Source organism: Pseudodesulfovibrio profundus (genome assembly GCF_900217235.1).
Lineage (GTDB): Bacteria > Desulfobacterota > Desulfovibrionia > Desulfovibrionales > Desulfovibrionaceae > Pseudodesulfovibrio > Pseudodesulfovibrio profundus.
Window position 1 is genome coordinate 407,925 of sequence record NZ_LT907975.1, and the last position, 20,263, is coordinate 428,187.

At 46.3% G+C, this 20,263-nt stretch carries 17 protein-coding genes; 7 read left to right on the forward strand and 10 right to left on the reverse strand.

All coding sequences use genetic code 11. The annotated features are described in order from the left end of the window. Positions 1–13: 13 nt before the first annotated feature. The gene (locus DPRO_RS01990) at positions 14–1,261 is read left to right on the forward strand and encodes a glycosyltransferase family 9 protein (protein WP_097010570.1); all 1,248 of its coding nucleotides are present in this window, start codon (positions 14–16) and stop codon (positions 1,259–1,261) included. A gap of 4 nt (positions 1,262–1,265) precedes the next feature. Beyond that, positions 1,266–2,528: a CgeB family protein gene (locus tag DPRO_RS01995; RefSeq protein WP_097010571.1), complete on the forward strand. Its 1,263-nt coding sequence runs from the start codon at positions 1,266–1,268 to the stop codon at positions 2,526–2,528. 18 nt (positions 2,529–2,546) lie between these two features. Here the strand turns inward: DPRO_RS01995 and DPRO_RS02000 are convergent, their stop codons facing one another. From DPRO_RS02000 to xerD, 10 genes are all read right to left on the reverse strand, one after another. Next, positions 2,547–3,773, reverse strand: a complete 1,227-nt coding sequence (locus tag DPRO_RS02000; protein ID WP_097010572.1) for a replication-associated recombination protein A — start codon at positions 3,771–3,773, stop codon at positions 2,547–2,549. Beyond that, a complete protein-coding gene (locus tag DPRO_RS02005) occupies positions 3,770–4,507 on the reverse strand; it encodes an RsmE family RNA methyltransferase (protein WP_097010573.1) in 738 nt (245 codons plus the stop codon). Before DPRO_RS02005 ends, DPRO_RS02000 begins: the two co-directional genes overlap by 4 nt. A gap of 45 nt (positions 4,508–4,552) precedes the next feature. Beyond that, the gene (gene lysA / locus DPRO_RS02010; RefSeq protein ID WP_097010574.1) at positions 4,553–5,791 is read right to left on the reverse strand and encodes a diaminopimelate decarboxylase; all 1,239 of its coding nucleotides are present in this window, start codon (positions 5,789–5,791) and stop codon (positions 4,553–4,555) included. Positions 5,792–5,821: 30 nt separating this feature from the next. Next, entirely contained in the window at positions 5,822–6,262 is a 441-nt protein-coding gene (locus DPRO_RS02015) for a hypothetical protein (protein WP_097010575.1), read from the reverse strand. Between the two features lie 3 nt (positions 6,263–6,265). Then, positions 6,266–8,872: a DNA mismatch repair protein MutS gene (gene mutS, locus DPRO_RS02020; RefSeq protein ID WP_097010576.1), complete on the reverse strand. Its 2,607-nt coding sequence runs from the start codon at positions 8,870–8,872 to the stop codon at positions 6,266–6,268. 45 nt (positions 8,873–8,917) lie between these two features. Beyond that, entirely contained in the window at positions 8,918–10,069 is a 1,152-nt protein-coding gene (locus tag DPRO_RS02025; RefSeq protein WP_097010577.1) for a tetratricopeptide repeat protein, read from the reverse strand. Between the two features lie 5 nt (positions 10,070–10,074). Beyond that, the gene (locus DPRO_RS02030) at positions 10,075–10,437 is read right to left on the reverse strand and encodes a LapA family protein (protein WP_097010578.1); all 363 of its coding nucleotides are present in this window, start codon (positions 10,435–10,437) and stop codon (positions 10,075–10,077) included. Between the two features lie 12 nt (positions 10,438–10,449). Beyond that, positions 10,450–10,938, reverse strand: a complete 489-nt coding sequence (locus DPRO_RS02035) for an HIT family protein (RefSeq protein ID WP_097010579.1) — start codon at positions 10,936–10,938, stop codon at positions 10,450–10,452. A 119-nt stretch (positions 10,939–11,057) separates the two neighbouring features. Further along, positions 11,058–13,748, reverse strand: coding sequence for a CBS domain-containing protein (locus tag DPRO_RS02040; RefSeq protein WP_097010580.1), 2,691 nt, complete (start codon positions 13,746–13,748; stop codon positions 11,058–11,060). 18 nt (positions 13,749–13,766) lie between these two features. Beyond that, positions 13,767–14,687, reverse strand: coding sequence for a site-specific tyrosine recombinase XerD (xerD, locus tag DPRO_RS02045; RefSeq protein ID WP_097010581.1), 921 nt, complete (start codon positions 14,685–14,687; stop codon positions 13,767–13,769). A gap of 200 nt (positions 14,688–14,887) precedes the next feature. On the opposite strand from xerD, the gene DPRO_RS02050 reads away from it, so the two are divergent. The 5 genes from DPRO_RS02050 (at position 14,888) to DPRO_RS02070 (ending at position 20,212) form a co-directional block, all read left to right on the forward strand. Then, complete coding sequence (locus DPRO_RS02050) at positions 14,888–16,054, forward strand: LL-diaminopimelate aminotransferase (protein ID WP_097010582.1); 1,167 nt, start codon at positions 14,888–14,890, stop codon at positions 16,052–16,054. Next, positions 16,054–16,551, forward strand: coding sequence for a 2-amino-4-hydroxy-6-hydroxymethyldihydropteridine diphosphokinase (folK, locus tag DPRO_RS02055; protein ID WP_322788597.1), 498 nt, complete (start codon positions 16,054–16,056; stop codon positions 16,549–16,551). Before DPRO_RS02050 ends, folK begins: the two co-directional genes overlap by 1 nt. A gap of 22 nt (positions 16,552–16,573) precedes the next feature. Next, entirely contained in the window at positions 16,574–16,849 is a 276-nt protein-coding gene (locus DPRO_RS02060; protein WP_097010584.1) for a transcriptional regulator, read from the forward strand. Positions 16,850–17,304: 455 nt separating this feature from the next. After that, positions 17,305–19,404, forward strand: a complete 2,100-nt coding sequence (locus DPRO_RS02065; RefSeq protein ID WP_097010585.1) for a tetratricopeptide repeat protein — start codon at positions 17,305–17,307, stop codon at positions 19,402–19,404. 157 nt (positions 19,405–19,561) lie between these two features. Continuing rightward, the gene (locus tag DPRO_RS02070; RefSeq protein WP_097012874.1) at positions 19,562–20,212 is read left to right on the forward strand and encodes an IS1595 family transposase; all 651 of its coding nucleotides are present in this window, start codon (positions 19,562–19,564) and stop codon (positions 20,210–20,212) included. Positions 20,213–20,263 lie beyond the last annotated feature (51 nt).

Below are 20,263 nucleotides of genomic sequence, written 5' to 3' on the forward strand. Positions count from 1 at the left end.
ACACCGAATCCAAATGAAACGTTACTTAATTATTCAACTTGCCAGATTTGGCGACCTCATCCAAACCAAACGGTTGGTAAAGTCTCTTGTTAACCGCGAAGGTAGTGAGGTGCACCTCTGTGTAGATCATTCGCTTGCTGCACTGGCAAGCATCGTCTACCCGGAGACAAAGGTACATTCTATCGCTGCCCACGGAAAAGAGAAAAGCAGCCACGCATCAATGGATGTTTTGCTTGAGAACATATCAAGTTTTCAGGCACTTCGTGAGCAGAATTTTTCCGAGGTATTCAATCTCAATTTTTCTCCGATAAACTTTCGGGTTGCAGCGCTATTTTCTGATTTGCCTGTTCATGGTTATTTTTGGAAAAATGGTCAGGAGCAAATCGGCACATGGCCGGCAATGGCGATGCGATGGTCCCGCTACAGGAGGCTGGGGATCAATCTGATGGATTTTTGGGCCGGCTATTGCCCGGATATGATTTCACCAGCACAGGTCAATCCGCAAGCAACCCCCAAAGGGGGAGGAGTTGGCGTTGTCCTTTCAGGTCGTGAATCCCGTCGCTCACTTCCGGTAGAGACTCTCTCAAGGATCCTAACGACAAAGGCTTCAAGTTTGAAAACACCGGCAATATGCCTTCTTGGGAGTAAAGGGGAAGTGGATGCCGGGAAAAAAGTCGTTAAAAGTCTGCCCAGGCACCTTCAAGACAAAACAGTGAACCTTGCAGGGAAAACGAATTGGAAGGAGCTTGTGGAGGTAGTAGCCGATCTCGATTTGCTCATTACACCGGACACAGGCACCATGCATTTGGCAGCCCATTTGGGTACGCCAACACTCGCATTTTTCCTTTCTTCTGCCTGGTGTTTCGAAACAGGACCTTACGGCTTGGGGCATACCGTTTTTCAAGCTGATACGTCATGCCTTCCATGTCTGGAAAGCGAGCCATGCCCATATGACGTGAAATGTCTTGATTGCTTTAATAAGCCAGAATTTCATAGGTTTTTGGTAACCCAAAAAGGGACACACGCTCCGGATAATCTTCTTACCTTCATCAGTAACTTTGATGAATTGGGTCTTGTTTTTGAATCTACTTCCGGTGAAGATTCCCATGCTGAAGATAGAAAGATTTTTCGAAGCATAATTCATCAATTCCTTACGGGACAGAACGTTCACGCTTCAGAAATGGAAACTCCCTTTATCCGCAAACTGTATCAAGACAAAGACTGGTCAACTCTCGTTCCCTTTGGAACCATCATGGAGTGATAAAATGAAACAATTACGTATTCTTGTTGTATTGCCACTCTATGGAGGCTCACTTCCTATCGGACGGTATGTCGCCACTGCATTGGCCCAGGAAGGGCATCTGGTAGAAGTCTTTGAAGCACCAGAATTCAATGGCGCGTATAATGCGTTGAGTAATCTGAAGGTCACCACAGACAGATTGAGTTACCTGCAAAACAGCTATCTCAATGTGATAAGCCAATCAATACTCGCCAAAGTCGATACTTTTGAACCAGATATGGTGTTGGCTTTAGCTCAAGCTCCACTCAATCAGCAGGCATTGAAACGACTCCGTCGCGATGGAGTGACCACGGCAATGTGGTTTGTGGAGGATTATAAGCTATTTACCTACTGGAAAGCTTTTGCCCCTCTTTACGATATTTTTGCAGTCATTCAAAAGCAGCCGTTTATTGATGAGCTAAAAAACATTGGTCAACCTAATGGTCTGTATCTTCCTCTTGCCGCCCAGCCTGATTTCCATAAGCCGATGTCTCTGTCTTCCACTGAACAGCGTAAATTCGGTTCCACTATCTCATTCATGGGAGCCGGGTATCCAAACCGTCGTATAGCGTTTCGGAAACTGGTACATGTTGATTTTAAAATCTGGGGAACCGAATGGGATGGAGATCATGTCCTGGAACCATTAGTTCAGTTGAATGGTGCCCGAGTCTCTCCTGAAGAATGTGTGAAGATATTCAATGCAACAAAGATCAATCTGAACCTTCACTCAAGTGTGCAAGCGCAAAATCTGGTCACAGGGGGCGACTTCATAAATCCACGTACTTTCGAGCTTGCGGCTTGCGGCGCATTCCAACTCGTTGATAAGCGAAGCCTGATGGATGAAGCTTTCAATGAAGATGAATTGGCAACATTCAATTCCATGGAAGAGCTGATAGAAAAAATAGATTTCTTCAAAAATAACCCAGATAAACGAGAAGAATATACATCCAAGGCCCGTAAAAGGGTGCTTGAAGACCATACCTATCGGTCGCGAATGCAGTCTTTGTTGCAATTCACTGAACAAGTCACGAAAGGGTGGCCGCAACGAAATGATGCAGACGTAGTTCTGTCAGATTTACCTGAACATTTAGCATCAGAGATTACTGCATTGACCGATAGACTTGGGCTGCCCAGGGATGTCGCATTCAAAGATCTTGTTTGGGCTATCCGCCAACAGCAGGGCGCGCTTTCAGAACTGGATACGGCGATCCTGTTCCTTGATGAGTGGAAAAAGCTGTATTCAAACTAACAACATAGGCTTTGTTTGCTACTTGTTGGAACGCTTGAACTGTCGCAACCATGAATTCAACCTTGATTCATCTCCCTGATCCTTGGCGTGGTAGAAACGTCTGCCGATCAACTCATTGGGGAGGTAATCCTGGTCAGCCCATGATTTTGGAAAGTTGTGCGGATAGAGGTAGCCTCGTCCATACCCCCACTCTCTTTGGAGAGCAGAAGTGGCATTGCGCAGATGCAAGGGAACCGGTTTGGCTCCATTGTCACGAACCTCTTTTTGCGCAGTCCTGTATGCAGCATAGGTGGAATTGCTTTTAGGGGCCAAAGCGAGATAAACCGCTGTCTGAGCCATGGGGATGAATCCTTCGGGCATACCAATGGTTTCAACTGCCTGATGGCATGACATGGCATGCGTCAGTGCGTGCGGATCTCCCAATCCAATGTCTTCTGAAGCTGAAATAATTAGACGGCGTGTAACAAATCGCGGATCTTCGCCACTTTCAAGCAAGCACGCCAAGTAGTAAAGAGCGGCGTCGGGGTCACTTCCCCGAATGGATTTAATCAGTGCGGAAGCAAGTTCATAATGTGAATCCCCGTCACGGTCTCCACGAACAACGATTTCCGGCAGCGATTCTCGCAAGGCTTTAGCCGTTCTCTTGTCTTTAGGAAGCTCGGCGGTGTACTCGATCAGATTGAGCAACGTGCGAGCATCCCCCCCAGCCATAGCGGCCAAGAGTTTGTGACTCTCTTCTTCAAGCTCAAGGCTGAGTTCTTCGGCTCCACGTTGTGCAACTCGTTCAAGCTCTTCTCGGCTAAGAGTCCTCAGTCGCAATACATGCAGACGAGAAAGCAATTGTCGCGTCACACTGAAAGAGGGGTTTTCCGTGGTGGTAGCCAGCAGGGTTATCTCACCGGATTCCAGTATGGGGAGGAAAAAATCCTGTTGAGCTTTTGAAAATCGGTGCAGCTCATCAAGTATCAGAATATCATGCCCCGGCAACTTTTTTCTCAACGCCGTCAGTCCGGCTTCAGGGGCACTGACACGCAAGTATTTCTTACCAGTCAATTTCGCAAGGAGTAGGGCGAGGGTCGATTTCCCACAACCAGGAGGGCCAAACAACAAAAGGCTTGGCAATCTCTTGGACTGAGTAAATGCTTCAATTCTATTACGGATGTGCCCCTGGCCAACAAAATCATCCAGACTTTGGGGACGAATTCTGTCTGCCAATGGTTGTGATTCTGCAATTTCCAGCTTCATGATCTATCCTGTTTGGCATAGTAGCCAAGGCTCAAACAATATGTTGCTGCTGTTTCCCATCTGAGAATGGAATTTCCCAATGTGACCGGAGTAAATCCAAAAGATATGATTTTGTCAGCCTCTTGATTGTCGAAGCCGCCTTCAGGACCAATAACGATGAGCGTTTTCCCCGAAGTCAGGTGCGACGGGCAAAGCTGACTGTGATCATCTCCCGATTCCCATGCCAGATAACAGCGCTCGAAACGGGATGTCAGCTCTTTCAAATCGTTAATACTACTCAAGACTCCCAGTTGGGGTAAAAAAACATTTCCACACTGTTTTGCAGCTTGGATGCATTTATCCTCCCATGAGTCCTTGGGATGGACAGGAGGAGTACCTTGACTTCTGGCAGCTGGCCAAAAAATGATACCATCACCTTGAAGTTCAACAGTCTTTTCAAATAGATAATTCCTACGCTTCGATTTCCCCCAACCAATAGCCAGTGTGACGCCATTATCATGAGAGGAGCTAGTGTTGACTTCTATTGCTTTGAGAATCGCACGCTTTTTCCCTGCTTCCACCAGCGAGAACAACCCAACTTTCCCGGCTCCGTCAATGAGTCGGACAGTATCTCCAGCCTCTGTACGAAGAACAGTTAAGAGATGACGCGCTTCAGGACCTTCGAGATACGCCAATCCATCCGGCTCGTTAGGCCATGCGGTAGAATCAAGGTAGAATGTATTAAGTCGTGCCATACTGATTTTAAATAAAAAAGGCCGGGAAGCCCCGGCCTGTTATAGCTAGAGTTCGTTTGCTATGAGGTCCTCGTAGGTCTCACGCTTTCGAGCAACGGAAACAGTGTCGCCATCAACAATCAGCTCACAAGCCCGAGGACGGGTATTGTAGTTGGATGCCATGGTGAATCCGTACGCACCAGCAGAGAAGAGCGCAATTCGTTCACCCTGTTCGACTGCAGGAAGCTCCCTGTCGCGAGCAAGAAAATCGCCGGATTCACAAATGGGACCAACGACATCATATTCCTTGGCATCTCGACCATTTTGCTCCACCTCGGCAATTCGGTGGTATGAACCGTAAAGGCTGGGACGGATAAGGTCGTTCATGGCGCCGTCAACTATGAGGAAGTTCTTGGTCGGGTTGGACTTGGTGTACACAACTTCTGTAACCATAATACCGGCATTACCGGCAATGACGCGACCTGGTTCCAAAATAACCTTGAGGGGAACATCTTTCAACCGGGCAGCCAAAGCTTCACCAAACTCAGTGGGGTGCGGTGGCTGTTCATCATCGTAGGAGATACCAAGCCCACCACCGAGATCAAGGTATTTGATCTCAAGTCCCATCTCCTTGAGCTTTTCATAGAACTTCAGCAACTTATCCAAAGCTTCAAGGAATGGATCAATATTCGTCAACTGGGAACCAATGTGGCAGTCCATACCTACAGGTTCGATATTATCGAGCTCCATAGCTATTTTATAAGCCTCCAATGAATGCTCAATATCCAAACCAAATTTGTTCTTTTTCATTCCCGTTGAAATGTACGGGTGCGTCTGCGGATCGACATCTGGATTAATGCGGATGCTTATGCGTGCTGTTTTACCCAGTTCACCAGCAACTTCATCAATCTTGTGCAGCTCGGCAAGGGATTCCACATTGAACATCAGGATGCCGGCTTCGAGCGCCTGACGTATTTCTTCCGCACGTTTGCCAACACCGGAATAGACGATTTTCTCGGCAGGGACTCCAGCCTTGAGAGCTCGGAACAACTCTCCGCCAGAAACAACATCCATACCTGCTCCCATATCAGCAAGAAGCTTGAGAACAGAAAGGTTGGAATTGGCTTTAACTGAGTAACATGTCAGGTGATCAAGCCCCTTGAAGGCAGAATCGAACGCCTCAAAATGACGTCTGAATGTTGCAGCAGAGTAGATATACAAAGGGGTTCCGTACGTTTCAGCAAGTTCAGTTACGCTGACTTCTTCGGCAAACAGTTTGCCATCACGGTAGTCAAAGTGATGCATTTGGACTCTCTCCTTCCCATTATGCAGTTATTAATGAGTAGTGATGTATACGTCTGTGTATACAATGGGACTGGTGGACAATTCGCTTTTCCCTGCTATGCGGAAGCGGTAATCATGCTCTGGCGACAGATTGCATAACCCCAGGCTTAATGTGTTGTTTTCCAAACTGAATTCAGCCTGACCGCGGACAAGATGTTTTGCCTTTCGCGGTACAAAAGGGCATTCCTCGCAGCCGCCTCCAGGGCCACCAACCTGCTCATAGAGAATACTTGCTCTATACAGGCGATGGACTGCGCCGGATACAGCAACGGTAACCGCGAGACATTCATCCGTTCGAGTTGCAGACAGTAATTCAAGTGAAAACCTATCTTCGCTTTTTATCGCACTAGGCCATTCTTTTTTACCAAGGGCGCACCCTGTAAAAAAGATGGTTACAACGAGCAGAAGGCAGGGCAGTTTGATCTTTCTCATATATCACCCTTTAATCATATCTTTCCACTGGTTCAACAGCATCAAGGCCTGAATGGGAGTCATGCCGTCGACGTCCAGCTCAGTCAATTGCGTGATGACAGGGTGTTCCACCAGTTCTTCCTTAATTTCAATCGGGGGAGCTCCAAAACCTGGTAATAAGGTTTGTGAAGCGCGTTCAACCGCCCCCTTGGATCGACTATCGTGCGATTTTTCTTCAAGTTTCGCAAGAATTTCTCTCGCACGGTCTACGACACCCCGAGGAACTCCGGCTAATTTGGCAACTTCGATACCATAACTTCTATCCGCGGGTCCGGGAACAAGTCGCCGTAAAAACACGATATCGCCTTTCCATTCCTTGACAGCTATATTGAGATTCCTCAATCCATCGATCTTACCTTCCAACGAAGTAAGCTCATGATAATGGGTGGCAAACAGGGTGCGGATTCCACCTCGAGCACGAGTCGAAAGTTCTTCTACGACAGCCCATGCGAGAGATAGTCCATCGTAGGTGCTTGTTCCACGTCCAATTTCGTCGAGTATAACCAAGCTTCGCTTGGTTGCCTGACGCAGAATACGTGCTGTTTCTGTCATTTCAACCATAAAGGTTGAATGACCCTGGGCAAGGTTGTCAGAAGCGCCGACTCGGGAGAAAACTCTATCAGCTACCCCTAAACGGGCAAATTTTGCAGGAACAAAGGATCCTATCTGGGCCATGATCGTTAAAATGGCAACCTGGCGCAGTACTGTCGATTTACCAGCCATGTTGGGGCCAGTGATGAGAAGAATACGTCGTTGCGGATCCATTTTCAGATCGCCGGGAATATAGTTGGCTCTTCCCATGGCATCTTCAACAACTGGATGGCGACCGGCTTCGATCTCAATCTCCATCCCATCATGGACATCTGGACTGCACCATTCATTGATTCGCGCAGCCTCTGCCAAGCCTTGCCAGTAGTCCAAGGAGGCTATGACGTCCGCCATAAAAAGGAAACGGCTGCGCACAGCAGACAACTGCTCGCGAAGCACCTGGAAGAGCTTATATTCGAGTACCTTTCTCTCCTCAGAGGCCGATACTATTTTGTCTTCAAGTTCTTTGAGGTCAGGCGTGATGTATCGCTCACTGTTAACCAGTGTTTGCCGCCTGATGAAATGATCTGGCACCTGGCCCTTGAAAGCCTTGGAGACCTCGAAGTAGTAGCCAAATACCTTGTTGAACCCTAATTTCAGTTTAGGGATGTCGTTTGCTGCCACTTCTTTTTCGTGCAGCTTCTTCAAGAGGTCTTCCCCGTGTTCATTCAAGTCAATCAACTCATCAAGTTGACTGTCGTATCCCTTTTTAAACAAGCCGCCATCAGTAATGACAGGGGGAGGGGAGTCCACAAGAGAAGAATCAAGTAGTGATGCGATATCATCCATGGCATCCCACTTTTTCGCGATGCTATTCAACTCTTTGGCACTGGTAAAATCTTCATTTGTGAGGAGAGCGTGCAGACGTGGGAGCATTCTAAGGCTTTGCCTTAACGAAATGAAATCTTTAGGATTTGCCCTTCCCAAGAAAATACGGGTCGATAACCGTTCCAGGTCATATACAGAGTCAAGAGCACTTCGAAGATCAGCCCTAAGAGGGTCTCGATCGAAGAGATATCGTACGCATTCGAGATTTTTTTGAATGGGATTGATGTCTCTCCAAGGCTGGCGCAATCGCGCTTCCAGCAGGCGCCCACCCATTGGAGTCATTGTTCTGTCGAGCACTTTCCACAAAGTGCCAGTCCCACTTTTTCCATCGAGGCGTTTGAAAATTTCCAGATTGCGCTCTGTAACTTCATCCAGAAGGAGATGCTTGCCAAGATTAAGAGGCTTGAATTCGCCAATATGACCCAGTTGGCTCTTCTGCGTATTCTCGGCATACGTCAACAAAGCTCCGCATGCTCGAACCAACTCAGGCTTGTCACCAAGATCAAGGATATCAAGGTCAACGGTGCCTTGAACTTCTTTAACCTTGTTTGTCGATGATGATAAATCGAAGTAGGCGGCAGGAGCAACCGGGGTAACCTGGCCGCTCAATTCATTATACTGTGGCGGAACACTGGCTCCTTGAGGCAACAGGAGTTCACTCGGATCTATTTTGACGAGCCACTGCCATAATTCTGGTTCTTTTTTGCTCGAAAACCCAGACCATTGCCCGGTGGAAAAGTCCAACCAGGCCACACCGCCGCATCCTTTTTTCGAGTCCCAGTATAGTGAGCCAAGGTAGTTATTAGCCTTGGATTTGAGGTTGGAATCCTCAACAACCGTCCCAGGGGTTAGAACACGAGTAACATCCCGCTTTACCAATCCCTTGGCTTCCTTGGGATCTTCTACTTGATCGCAGATGGCAATTTTGTACCCTTTTTCAAGCAACTGGCTCAAATAAGGTTCGACAGCATGATGGGGCATGCCACACATAGGGATCGGTGTTTCGTCATTTGGATTGCGACTGGTCAATGCAATCTGGACGGCACGAGCCACTATTTCGGCATCTTCAAAAAATAATTCGTAAAAATCGCCCATGCGAAAAAACAGCAGACTACCCGGGTAGTCCTCCTTGAACCGGAGGTACTGCTCGAGCATGGGAGTGAGCTTTCTTTTTGCCACGTGATAAACTATCTAATTGTTTTATTGGGAAAAGTCAGTTCTATACGCAATAGAGTGCCAACTGCGACATCTGGGACAGTTGAAAAAGATTTGATCTCGCTTGAGACCGCAGCGACGACAATAAAACCGTCGAACATTTCTGGCATGTCCCATGAAGAAGTCCAACTGCTCTTTGAAGAAGGGCGTCAAAGTTTGATCAACTTTGGACAGTTCAAACAGTTCAAGGCGCGCCAGCCAGAAGCCGGGCTGGAGAACGAGTGCTTTTTCAAGCCAATCTTTAGCCTCTTCACGTTTACCAACTCGCAGGAAAAATACAGCACCGTAATAAAGGAGAAGTACATCCGGCTCCTGCCCCTCAAGGGTTGATGCCACTACAGTGGCCACATCTTTGTCAGGGGCTGCGCGTTCCCACTCAGTGTGATCAGCCAAAGGCTGACTGATACTCTTTTCGGCTCGGTTCATTTCTTGAACCAATCCTTCAAGAAGTACGAATCTGAGCTCTGGAGCTACTTTGCTTAAAGCATCTTTTAAAATATCGCCAAGCCGACGAGTGTTTCCAGCCTTATATGCCTGGATAAGTTGCTCCAGCCACGCTTCAATAGCTCCAGGGTATGCTCGAATGGCATGCCGAAGCGATCTATGGGCCTGAGACTCTTTGCCCTCACTAAAATATTCTTTAGCCAAGCGTACGAGATTATTGGCTTGTGGCAAAGGAAGACCCAGCTTTCCATAAGCGTCGGCTGCTTTTTCGTACCCACCGCGCTCAGCGGCCAGACGTGCCATTTCACTCTGGATAGGTGCGGAATCGTAACCACTTGAAGAGGCATCCTCAAACGCCTTTTCTGCCCTGTCGAGAAATCCGCCGCGACGAAAGTCCCGACCAAGTTCAAAGAGGGCGCGGGCCTTGAATTTACGATCAAGGCCCGGCCGCACTATAAGACTATTTCTAATCTGAATGGCCCGTTCAATCTCCCCTTGGGAACGGTACAAGTTTCCAAGAGCAAGATAGATCTCTACAGCCTCTGGGTCGTTTTTAACAACCTGGCTGAGTTCTTCAATGGCTGCACGAGTATCCTGAGCCGGAAGCAGTTCCCCGCCTCCGGCCTCTCTGGCAGCCTTGACGTTTTCCTCGTAACCAGTGTTTTTTTTGCGACTGAAGATTTTCCAGGCCATCGGAACTACGCTGTTTCCTCTTCTTTCTTCTCTTCAACTGCAGCATATGGCTGGTCTTCGCTGATGGGCATGTTGCGAAGAGAGTTCAACTCCTGCTCGAGGCTGGCCATGCGGGTTTTGCATTCTTTCAGCTTGGAAGCAGAGCGGATTTTGTCTGCAGCAAAGTAAACCATGGTCAGCAAAGAGCCGGCCACGAAAGAAGCAAGAACGATCACGCCGAAGGGCAGGGGAATGGAATGGAGTGTCAATGCGTAGGGAATTTCAAGCTTGAACTGGAAAGCCTGAAGAAGAACGTCGTTGTTCTGCGAAAAGAACAGAATGGAGAAGACGAACAGAAACAGTAAAAATAACACTTTGATAAAACGCATGAAACAAACTCCTTAAGATGTGATTTCATCAAACAGCGGTTTGAGCCTGCTGTAGGTTGAAGACAGATGTTCCGGAATGACGGAAGTTTCTCCGAAAACCGCCATAAACGAAGCGTCTCCGTTCCACCGAGGAACGATCTGAAAATGCAGATGTTGCGCAATTCCTGCACCTGCAGCTTCTCCCAAGTTCAACCCCATATTGATTCCTTGAGGCGAAAACGCTTTTTCCAAAATAGATGTACAATGTCTAAGCCACAACATGCAATCATTGGATTCTTCCAAAGACAAATCCGTGAGATTGCTGACATGACGGTACGGGGTCACCATAAGATGACCATTATTATAAGGAAATTTGTTCATGATGACAAAACAGTGTTCTCCACGTGCAAGAACATATCTTTCCTCATCTTCCGATGTATCACTCGGAATACAAAAAACGCACTCGTCAGGCTTAGGCCCCAGTATATAGTCAAGACGCCATGGCGCCCATAAGACATCCATTTTTTCAATCCATTTTCAATTCAGAAATAAACTCAATACCGTAGCTATGCGGCACCACGCCATCAACAGCCTGATTTTTCTACACGGCTTGTGCAATCAGGGCAAGTCTGAAACATTCATCAGGTCTCACTTTCATCATTATTATTATCAAGATCGATACTCAAACGTTTGGCGAGCTTGAGTTGTTGCTTCTTTGTATCCGCTCTGCCGTCTATCTTGGCTTCCATGAGTTTTGTTAGAATTTTAGTGTAAATAGGGCCAGGTTCGATACCCAACTCTCTAAGATCATTGCCCGTAACTTCAATTTTAGTATAGCGAAGCCCGGAAAGATACTGAGAGATGTTTCTCCGAATATACTCCTTCCTGCTGCGCGCCATAAGAAAAAGCACGCCTTCAATAGGAATGGGATGCAGTATGAAATAGAGCTTGCTGAGTTTGGATTTTCCTTCTTTCCACCCCATAAGTTTCATGAGCGCCTCACCAATCATGTCCCGAAGAACTAAGAACTCTCGTTCTTCTCGTTTAGTGAAGTGCAAACGCTCGGTAACCTGTGGAACCTGCTCCCGTTTTACCCCCATTGTTATACCCAGAATAAAAACCTTCCAAGGCTCAGCTTTGGGTTCAAGGTAGAGTAATTTGTACCAATTATATACCTTAACCAACTCAATAAGAACCTGAATCCGGTCTTTCGTAAGTTCAAGTAAAGGATGAATGGCTTTCATGATGCCGAGTTCCTGCATCCGATTTAAGCATGAGAGAGGATCTTGTTCATTCATTATCCACTGAAGCTCATGCATCACTCGCGTTCCAGACAACTTGCTAAACAATTCCAATTGAATGGCATTTTTTATCAGACGCATGGTCTGACCACCAATCTGAAAGCCAAAACGACGCTCAAATCGGATTGCGCGAAGGATGCGGGTCGGGTCCTCCACAAAGCTCAAAGAGTGGAGTACGCGGATTGTCTTATTACGAATGTCACGCTCAGCGCCAAAGAAGTCGACCAACTGACCAAAACGACCGGGATTGAGTCGCAAAGCCAGCGCGTTGATCGTAAAGTCACGCCGGTACAAATCCATTTTGATTGAGGACAGTTCTACGGTCGGGAGAGCAGCAGGGTACTCATAGTATTCCAGTCTTGCCGTGGCTACATCAACACGCTGCCCATCATCCAGTATCGCTACAGCGGTCTTGAATTTGGTATGTGCCTTGACTCTTCCGCCAAGCTCATCAACGAGTTTTTTCGCAAATTCGATACCGTCTCCCTCGACGACGAGGTCAAGATCAAGATTTGGCCGTCCAAGCAGGATGTCGCGGACAAACCCGCCCACAGCGTAGACTTCGGTGTCCATTTCGCTGGCGAGCTTTCCTGCCACTTTGAGGAGGTCAATCATGGATTGCGGCAATCTGTTGTTGACCGTAGAAGCTATATTTCGCTCTCGGCGACGCTCTGGCAACAATGATTTTGGAATTCGTGCCGGTTCTTCGATAAGCATGTGTGTCAAATCAGTTCTGGTGATGACACCAACAATATCTTCTCCATTGACGACGGGGAGCATGCGCTGTCTGTGGCTCAGGATGATTTCCATAACATTATAGAGACCAGTATCAACATTCACAGTCTCAAATTTACGTGTCATGTACTCACTTAAAGCCATGTCACCAAGTCCATGCGAAACCGCCTTGTCCGCAGTCACATGCCCCATGATTCCAACGCATTTCATAGTATCTTTTTGAACTACAGGAACATCTTTGAGGCCATACCGTGTCATGACCTCAACAGCGTCACTGAGAGATTTGTCATCTTCAATAGTGACAGGCGGACTGGACATAAGACCCTTAACCACGATCTGGGGGTTGATCTGAGAGTAGAGGTGAACAAACAGATCATCACGAACTTCAGCAAGAGTTTTGTCTTTAATTGTAGCAGAAGCTGCTGCCGCATGACCGCCGCCTCCCATTGCAGCACATATGGCACCAACGTTTACGTCGGCGTTCTTGGAACGTGCAATGACATGAATACGATCTCCCATTCGCCCTAATGCATAGACAACCTGTATGTCTTCCATATCCATGAGTTTATGAACAAGAAGAGCGAAATCAGGCACAAATTTATCCGTTGATATCTCAGTAAAGACAATATCAATGCCATGGATGTCATGGTTTGTTGCATTTTGGAGCAGTTCACCCAGGTTGGTGATCTGTTCGGCAGAAAGCTCATGCGACAAAAGGTCTTTAATGACCTCGATGTCCATCCCAAACCCTTTTAACCATCCAGCTGCCTGAAAATCTTCCGGGGTGGTTGTGTTGAACCCGAATGATCCAGTATCTTCGTAAATCCCCAAGCCTAGGAGAGTTGCCTCTTCAGAGGTCAATTCAGTGCCATTCTCCATCAGCATGTGAGATATTATGGTAGTTGTTGATCCCCAATTTTTATGAATGCATTGCTCTGCTTCAAGGTCATCATCCGTATCTGGGTGATGATCAAAGAGGTGGATACGAAGACCTGGATTATCCAAGAGTGGGGCGACATGTGAAATTCGCCCTCTCTGTCTCGTGTCACATACAACCAGTAACTCCACAGACTCAGGCTCAATGTCCTTGAATGATTTGAAGTTAAACAAATAGGTTGTGCTTTGAATGAAAAAATTCCGAAGATTTTTTTCCTGACTGCCTGGAAAAACCAAAGTTGCATCAGGGTACAGCTTGCTGGCCGCAACCATGCTGGCCAACGCGTCAAAATCGGAATTGGCGTGAGCTGTGATAACTGTTTTAGTTCGTATTTTGGGTTTCTTTTGCTGCTGTGACATGCTTTTTACTTCACTCCACTACATACCCGAGCGAGGATGGTATTTATTATGTATCGATTTAAGACGTTGTGATTGAATGTGTGTGTAGATTTCCGTAGCAGAAATATCCGCATGTCCCAACAAAAGCTGAACAGTTCTGAGGTCTGCGCCACCTTCCAGCAGGTGAGTTGCAAAAGAATGCCGGAAAGAATGCGGAGAAATGCTTCGTTTAATTCCCGCCTGTGCTGCGTACTTCTTAATGAGCTTCCACACGCCCTGTCTGGAGAGTCCTTTACCTGATCTGTTCAGGAACATGAAATCGGATTGCGGCTTAAATAAAGGACGTGTTGCTTCAATATAGGTACTCAGGATTTCTTGAGCTGTATAATGTATCGGAACAAGACGTTCTTTCGATCCTTTACCGAAAACTCTCAGTATCCCTGTCTGGGGATCAAAGTCGAGAACCTTAATACTGATAAGCTCAGAAACCCTGAGACCTGCAGCGTACAGTAGCTCCAGCATGGCTACATCACGTATGCCAAGCTTGGAGTCAGTGTTCGGTTGCTTCAAAAAACGAGATATTTCATCTCGTGATAAAAATTCTGGAAGCTTTTTAGGTAGTTTAGGATTCTCCAAAAGCTGCCCAGGGTCTTCTTTGAACCACTTTTCCTCGACAGCGAAAGTAAAAAAGCCGCGCAGAGAGGACAAGTGTCGGGCCAAGGAACGACTTTTCAGCCCTTTGGCCCGTAACTGGGTGAGATAGAGAAACAAGACCTTGTCGTCCAAATCTTCAAGACGAAATGATTTATCATTTAAAAACGACAGAAGGGAAGTCAGGTCCTGAGAATAGCACGCTAAACTATTCTCAGAGAGTCCTTTTTCTATGAGCACGTACTCTAGATACCTATCCACCCATCGGTGAGTTGGCAGAGAAGGGGAGACTTGTTCTTTTTTACTCATTTTTATTACGTCGACCTTTTGATTGATATCCAAAACGAATTAGACAAGATAGTAATATCATGTTCATGTTATCAATCAAAATTTTGACCGGCTTGGTAAGAGCTATCAAGCCACAGCCCAAAGAGCAACGCCGCATTGACAGGTAGTCTGTGCATATTTATTAAATTGCTCATCAGTTTTTTATAAGGAGAGCCTCAAAGATGTCAGATTTCAAACTTGCAGATCGTTTGTCGACCCTTCCCCCATATCTTTTTGCAGCCATTGATAAAGCTAAAGCTGAAGTTGCAGCTCAAGGTATGGATATCATCAGTCTTGGCATTGGTGATCCGGATCTTCCGACACCAGAGTTCATCATCGATGCTCTGCACGAAGGAGCCAAAAAGCCGGTAAACCACCAGTATCCTTCATATGTAGGCATGCTGGCTTACCGTCAGGCCGTAGCAGACTGGTACAAGGAACGTTTTAATGTTGATCTTGATGCAGAAACCGAAGTTGTGTCTCTGATTGGCTCCAAAGAGGGCATTGCCCACTTCCCACTGGCATACATCAATCCCGGTGACCTTGCACTGGTCGCGACTCCCAACTACCCGGTATATGGAATCGCTACCAGCTTTGCCGGTGGAGAAGTCGAATATCTGCCTTTGCTGGAAGAGAATGACTTCCTCGTGGATTTGGACGCTGTTTCCAATGACACCTGGGCTAAAGCAAAAATGATTTTCGTCTGTTACCCCAATAACCCCACAGCTGCGACCGCTACCAAGGAATTCTATGAGCGCCTCATTGAAAAGGCCAAAGAATTCAACGTAATCGTCGTATCTGACGCTGCTTATACTGAAATTTACTACGATCCAACCAACAAACCCATCTCCATTTTGGAATGCGAAGGCGCCAAGGACGTGTGCATTGAGTTCCATTCACTGTCCAAGACGTACAACATGACAGGCTGGCGTGTTGGAATGGCCGTCGGCAACAAAGACCTCGTTGCCGGCCTTGGCAAGATCAAGGAAAACGTCGACTCTGGCATTTTCCAGGCTGTCCAGGAAGCTGGTATCGCAGCACTCAAGGAAGGGGAGCCTTACGCAGAGAAGTTCCGCGCCATCTACAAAGAGCGCCGTGACGTTGTTTCCGCAGCTCTTACAAAGGCTGGAATCAAGCATCGTATCCCTGAAGCATCATTTTACTTGTGGTGTAATACACCAAAAGGCTTCACTTCTTCCGAATTTGTCACTAATGTCCTCAAGCAAACAGGTGTCGTGCTGACACCCGGGCAAGGTTTCGGAACACCCGGCGAAGGGTATTTCCGCATTTCCCTTACCGTCAACAATGAAAGACTTGAGGAGGCAGTATCCAGGATATCGAAACTGTAATCTGCTACGTCAGCCTCGGCTCCAATCAAGGTGAGCCTGAGGAAAATCTCAACTATGCGCTGACGTTGCTTGAAACATATGGTGATGAAATATCTCTGAAAGCTTTTTCGAACACCTACCTGACAGAACCGCAGGGTGAAATTAAAGATCAACCTTGGTTCACTAATCAGGTAATTAAGCTCGAAATAGATGCTGAGATATGGGCTCCTTCCGGCTTCTTGTCCACATGCACTGCCATTGAAGCTCAAATGGGAAGGGAACGACAAGAACCAGGCGGACCTCGCCCCATCGACATGGACATCATTGCCTGGGGTGATATGGTCATGGAAAGTGATTTTCTCACTTTGCCACATCCAAGGGCCAAGGACAGGGCTTTTGTACTTGTTCCTCTGAAGGAAATTGAGCCTAATTACGTCTTCCCGGATGGAACAACCATCGATGAAGCACTCAATAGCATTGAGTACACCATTGAAGGCAACAAGATCTGGCAAGACTAACGTTTCATAGACGGAGCGCTTCATGCTGAAATTCATCGTTATCGGCGTAGCACTGTTTCTTGTTTACAAGCTCTTCATAGGCGACAAGAAAAAGAAAGAAATGGATGAGAAGAAGGTCCAGAAGGACAAAGTTGCTTCTGGGGAGATGGTTAAAGATCCGATTTGCGGAACATATGTTGACCGAGAAGGATCAATACGAGTCAAAGAAGGGGAGAAAGTTCACACTTTTTGCTCTTATGAATGTCGTGATAAGTATCTGAAACAACTCAACGCGACAACGGTGAATGACGACGAGTAAAGTCTCTATACATATCTAGTTAAAGCCCTCAGCTACAATAGCTGAGGGCTTTTTTTATCCCAATAAACCTTTCATAAAACGAGCACAGGCAGCTAATAACGCATTTTTGGCTTACCGATGAATCAATGTTCATGAAAAATATTTTAAGGGCTTATTTAGAACATTTCGAGAGTTAGCATCTTATTACTCAAACCGAATTTTGCTGTCAGAATCTAACTTTAACTATTTTATGCATAAATAATAGGCACATAGACAGTTGTCTCATAATGTAAATTATGTAAACTTTTAACAAAGTGTGGCTGAAATCGTTTCAACAAATTTGCCCTTTCGTGTTTTCATGCCTCATCATTAGACACTGACTGAACGCTTACCGATTGTGTGTCATTGATGGATGCTTTGCTAACTGCTATGAAACGCATAGTCATTGATCCCAAACATCTTACCTCGACGATTCTATGAAAATTTATACACATCTACAGACAACATGTTTTGCAGTCATAGTTGCTTCATTGATTGCAGCTCCATCTATCGGATTGGCCGCCTCCAAAAAAAGCTACGAAGAATGGCTTCGTCAATATGGTGCGTGGGACCAATTAGATAAAGAATTTGCTCGGGAAAGCACTGGCGACTCTCCTGAAACACTGCTCAAACGAGCAAATGTCTACCTTAACCTCAACTCCCCTAAGCAAGCACTCGAAATATTGGAAATGAGCTCTGCATTCGAGGACAATACGCACGAAGCGCAAAGGCTTTGGCTTGGAGGTCAAGCACACAGAGCTATGGGTAATTTAACTAAAGCCGTGCTTTGGTTCACTCAATCCGCTGAACAGCTCAATGATCCCAAATCGATAAAACGTGCTTTCAAAGATGAAGATGACTTGGAATACATTTGGATGGATGTGTGGAAAAAGCTCTACTGGGCATATGGTGACAAGTATTCGATATCACAAGAGGTTCAACAAACTGCCCTGAAAAGAATCGCCAATGTGGGTGCACAAGTCTGGGATACTGAGTACTGGAAGCAAGCGCGCGAGCTACTGGGGCTTACGACTTCAGAAAAGAATCAGCCAGCCAAGAGCAATGATTCCAACCCAGAACCAATAATGCTTTCTGAGGTAGACAAGGAGCTCATAGTCAAATCCTTCAGTCTGATATCATTAGAAAAATTTGATGCAGCCCAAGCTGAAATCAATAAAATTGAACATCAAGCTGTACGATTTTTTTGGACTACCCTCATTACATCTATAGAAACTGGCCAAATGCCGAACGACCTCAGTCCACTGGAAGATGGTAATTATTTAAAGGCAAATGCCTTCTGGCAGGGAAATATTGCCTCTGTTGTATCTCAGGGCAAATCAGCATGGGTTTTAGGCAATCCAGATTCTGCCCCGTGGACTCGATTCAGAAACAACTTATTGGGAATGCCTGCTGATGAGGCCATCGTAGCCATAGATAAAGAACTCGATTCCATGCTTATCTCCAAAGAGTACTCGTCCTTGCTCAAAAGCGTTAAGCTCGCTCTCTCTTTATCGAATGGTAACCTCTCGCTTGCATCCTCCACATGGGAGTCTGTAGACAAAAATGAACTTCCCCTTTCACTGCTTTTTGCCGGTACGCTGTCCTTTAATAAAGACTTTAACAACGCACTCCCTGATAGCATAACGAGCAACGATCAGCTTCGATCTGTATTCACCACGTTGGCTGAATCCACAGGCCATGCTTCACTTAAGAGTGAAGCACCCTTCTGGGTTGTCTCGCCTGACGAAAAACTACAAACACTTTCTGAAAAGACTTATCCTATGGATAAGCTGCTGCAACTCGCATATTGGAAAACACGTTTTCAGGATAAACCCACATTGGCACATGCCAAACGTGCAGCCTATCTATTCGACAATACATCCTTTGGGACTCAGGCAACTCTTTATCTTGCTGATCAAGCTGTAGAAATCAAAGATTTGCAGTTAGCAGCTTTTTATCTGAACAGAATTGACCAACAGACGCTGAGTGAAAATCAGAAAATGGAATGGTACGATGTAAAGATAAAAATTGAACTTGAATCTGGCCACAACGAGAAGGCTCTGAGAACGTATAACCTGATGACTGATTTACAGGCAGAGATTCCTGTGATGACAGTTTTGAGGATGTCACTGCTTTTTCAGCAGCTCCGAAAATATGAAGTTGCTCGAGAGCAATTACTCTCTCTTTGGAATAAGCGAGACACCCTGCCCTCTTCTTTGCAAGCTGAAACGCTATTTTGGTTAGGTGAGGGGGAACAAGGTTTGCGCAATGCGGAAAAGGCCCTGGATTATTACCTCCTCTTAGCCTGGCAGTATCCACAAGAAAACATCTGGGCATTGACTGCGATGTATCGAGCATCGCTCATATATGAAAAACGTGGGAAATATGAAACGGCCAAGCGCCTTCTGACGACAGTTGTCAAGCGTGCCGACCGCAAAGAGCAGCGAGAAGCAGCTAAAGCTCGCATTAATGCTATCGACAATAAAATGGGGAAATCATCGAAAAACGAGGCGAGCACTCTTAAATATCCATTCTAAAATAAAAGCCGGCTCAACAAATTTTGGGCCGGCTTTAAATAAACCAAACACTATAGACTATGATTATTTTTACGGATATACACCTCGTTGAGGTGCATAATGAACGAAAATAAGTAGGGGCTGTACCAGATAACTCCTTTGGGTTATCGGTATGGCAATGCGAAAAAGTCGTTTGAGCAAGGACAAGCAGCTTCGTTTAATCGAACATTTTGTGGCTGGCACGACAGCTCGTTGCGCTGCCGATCTGGTTGGTGTGAACGTCAAAACAGCCGCCTATTACTTTCACCGGCTCCGGGAAATCATAGCGGTAGAAGAGTCCTGTGAAGGGATGGATTTTGGCGAATTTGAGGTCGATGAGAGCTACTTCGGTGGCAAGCGAAAGGGCAAAAGAGGACGTGGGGCGGCTGGTAAGGTTCCTGTTTTTGGAATCCTTAAAAGGGGCGGGAAGGTCTATACACAGGTGATTCCTGATGCGAAAGGTAAAACCTTGCTTCCCATTATTCAGGAAAGAATCCAGCCAGACAGTGTGGTTTACTCGGACTGCTGGTATGGCTACAATGTCCTTGATGTGTCAGCGTTCAAACACTTCCGAATCAACCACTCGAAGCTGTTTGCAGATAGCCACAACCACATCAATGGAATCGAGAATTTTTGGAACCAGGCCAAACGCCATATGAGGAAATTCAACGGCATTCCAACCAAGCATTTTTCTCTGTTTTTAAAGGAATGCGAGTGGCGTTTTAATAACAGCAATCCGCGAAGCCAGTTTAAACAACTGAAACAGTGGGTTAGAAGACATATGGGCTAGTTATCTGGTACAGCCCCAATAAGTATTGTAATCGCTGTGGAGAACCTATCC

Excerpts from the sequence above, each read along its gene's own strand:
- DPRO_RS01990 (WP_097010570.1), top strand. The coding sequence starts at position 14 with ATGAAACGTTACTTAATTATTCAACTTGCCAGATTTGGCGACCTCATC.
- DPRO_RS01995 (WP_097010571.1), top strand. The coding sequence starts at position 1,266 with ATGAAACAATTACGTATTCTTGTTGTATTGCCACTCTATGGAGGCTCA.
- DPRO_RS02000 (WP_097010572.1), bottom strand. The coding sequence starts at position 3,773 with ATGAAGCTGGAAATTGCAGAATCACAACCATTGGCAGACAGAATTCGT.
- DPRO_RS02005 (WP_097010573.1), bottom strand. The coding sequence starts at position 4,507 with ATGGCACGACTTAATACATTCTACCTTGATTCTACCGCATGGCCTAAC.
- lysA (WP_097010574.1), bottom strand. The coding sequence starts at position 5,791 with ATGCATCACTTTGACTACCGTGATGGCAAACTGTTTGCCGAAGAAGTC.
- DPRO_RS02015 (WP_097010575.1), bottom strand. The coding sequence starts at position 6,262 with ATGAGAAAGATCAAACTGCCCTGCCTTCTGCTCGTTGTAACCATCTTT.
- mutS (WP_097010576.1), bottom strand. The coding sequence starts at position 8,872 with ATGCTCGAGCAGTACCTCCGGTTCAAGGAGGACTACCCGGGTAGTCTG.
- DPRO_RS02025 (WP_097010577.1), bottom strand. The coding sequence starts at position 10,069 with ATGGCCTGGAAAATCTTCAGTCGCAAAAAAAACACTGGTTACGAGGAA.
- DPRO_RS02030 (WP_097010578.1), bottom strand. The coding sequence starts at position 10,437 with ATGCGTTTTATCAAAGTGTTATTTTTACTGTTTCTGTTCGTCTTCTCC.
- DPRO_RS02035 (WP_097010579.1), bottom strand. The coding sequence starts at position 10,938 with ATGGATGTCTTATGGGCGCCATGGCGTCTTGACTATATACTGGGGCCT.
- DPRO_RS02040 (WP_097010580.1), bottom strand. The coding sequence starts at position 13,748 with ATGTCACAGCAGCAAAAGAAACCCAAAATACGAACTAAAACAGTTATC.
- xerD (WP_097010581.1), bottom strand. The coding sequence starts at position 14,687 with ATGAGTAAAAAAGAACAAGTCTCCCCTTCTCTGCCAACTCACCGATGG.
- DPRO_RS02050 (WP_097010582.1), top strand. The coding sequence starts at position 14,888 with ATGTCAGATTTCAAACTTGCAGATCGTTTGTCGACCCTTCCCCCATAT.
- DPRO_RS02060 (WP_097010584.1), top strand. The coding sequence starts at position 16,574 with ATGCTGAAATTCATCGTTATCGGCGTAGCACTGTTTCTTGTTTACAAG.
- DPRO_RS02065 (WP_097010585.1), top strand. The coding sequence starts at position 17,305 with ATGAAAATTTATACACATCTACAGACAACATGTTTTGCAGTCATAGTT.
- DPRO_RS02070 (WP_097012874.1), top strand. The coding sequence starts at position 19,562 with ATGCGAAAAAGTCGTTTGAGCAAGGACAAGCAGCTTCGTTTAATCGAA.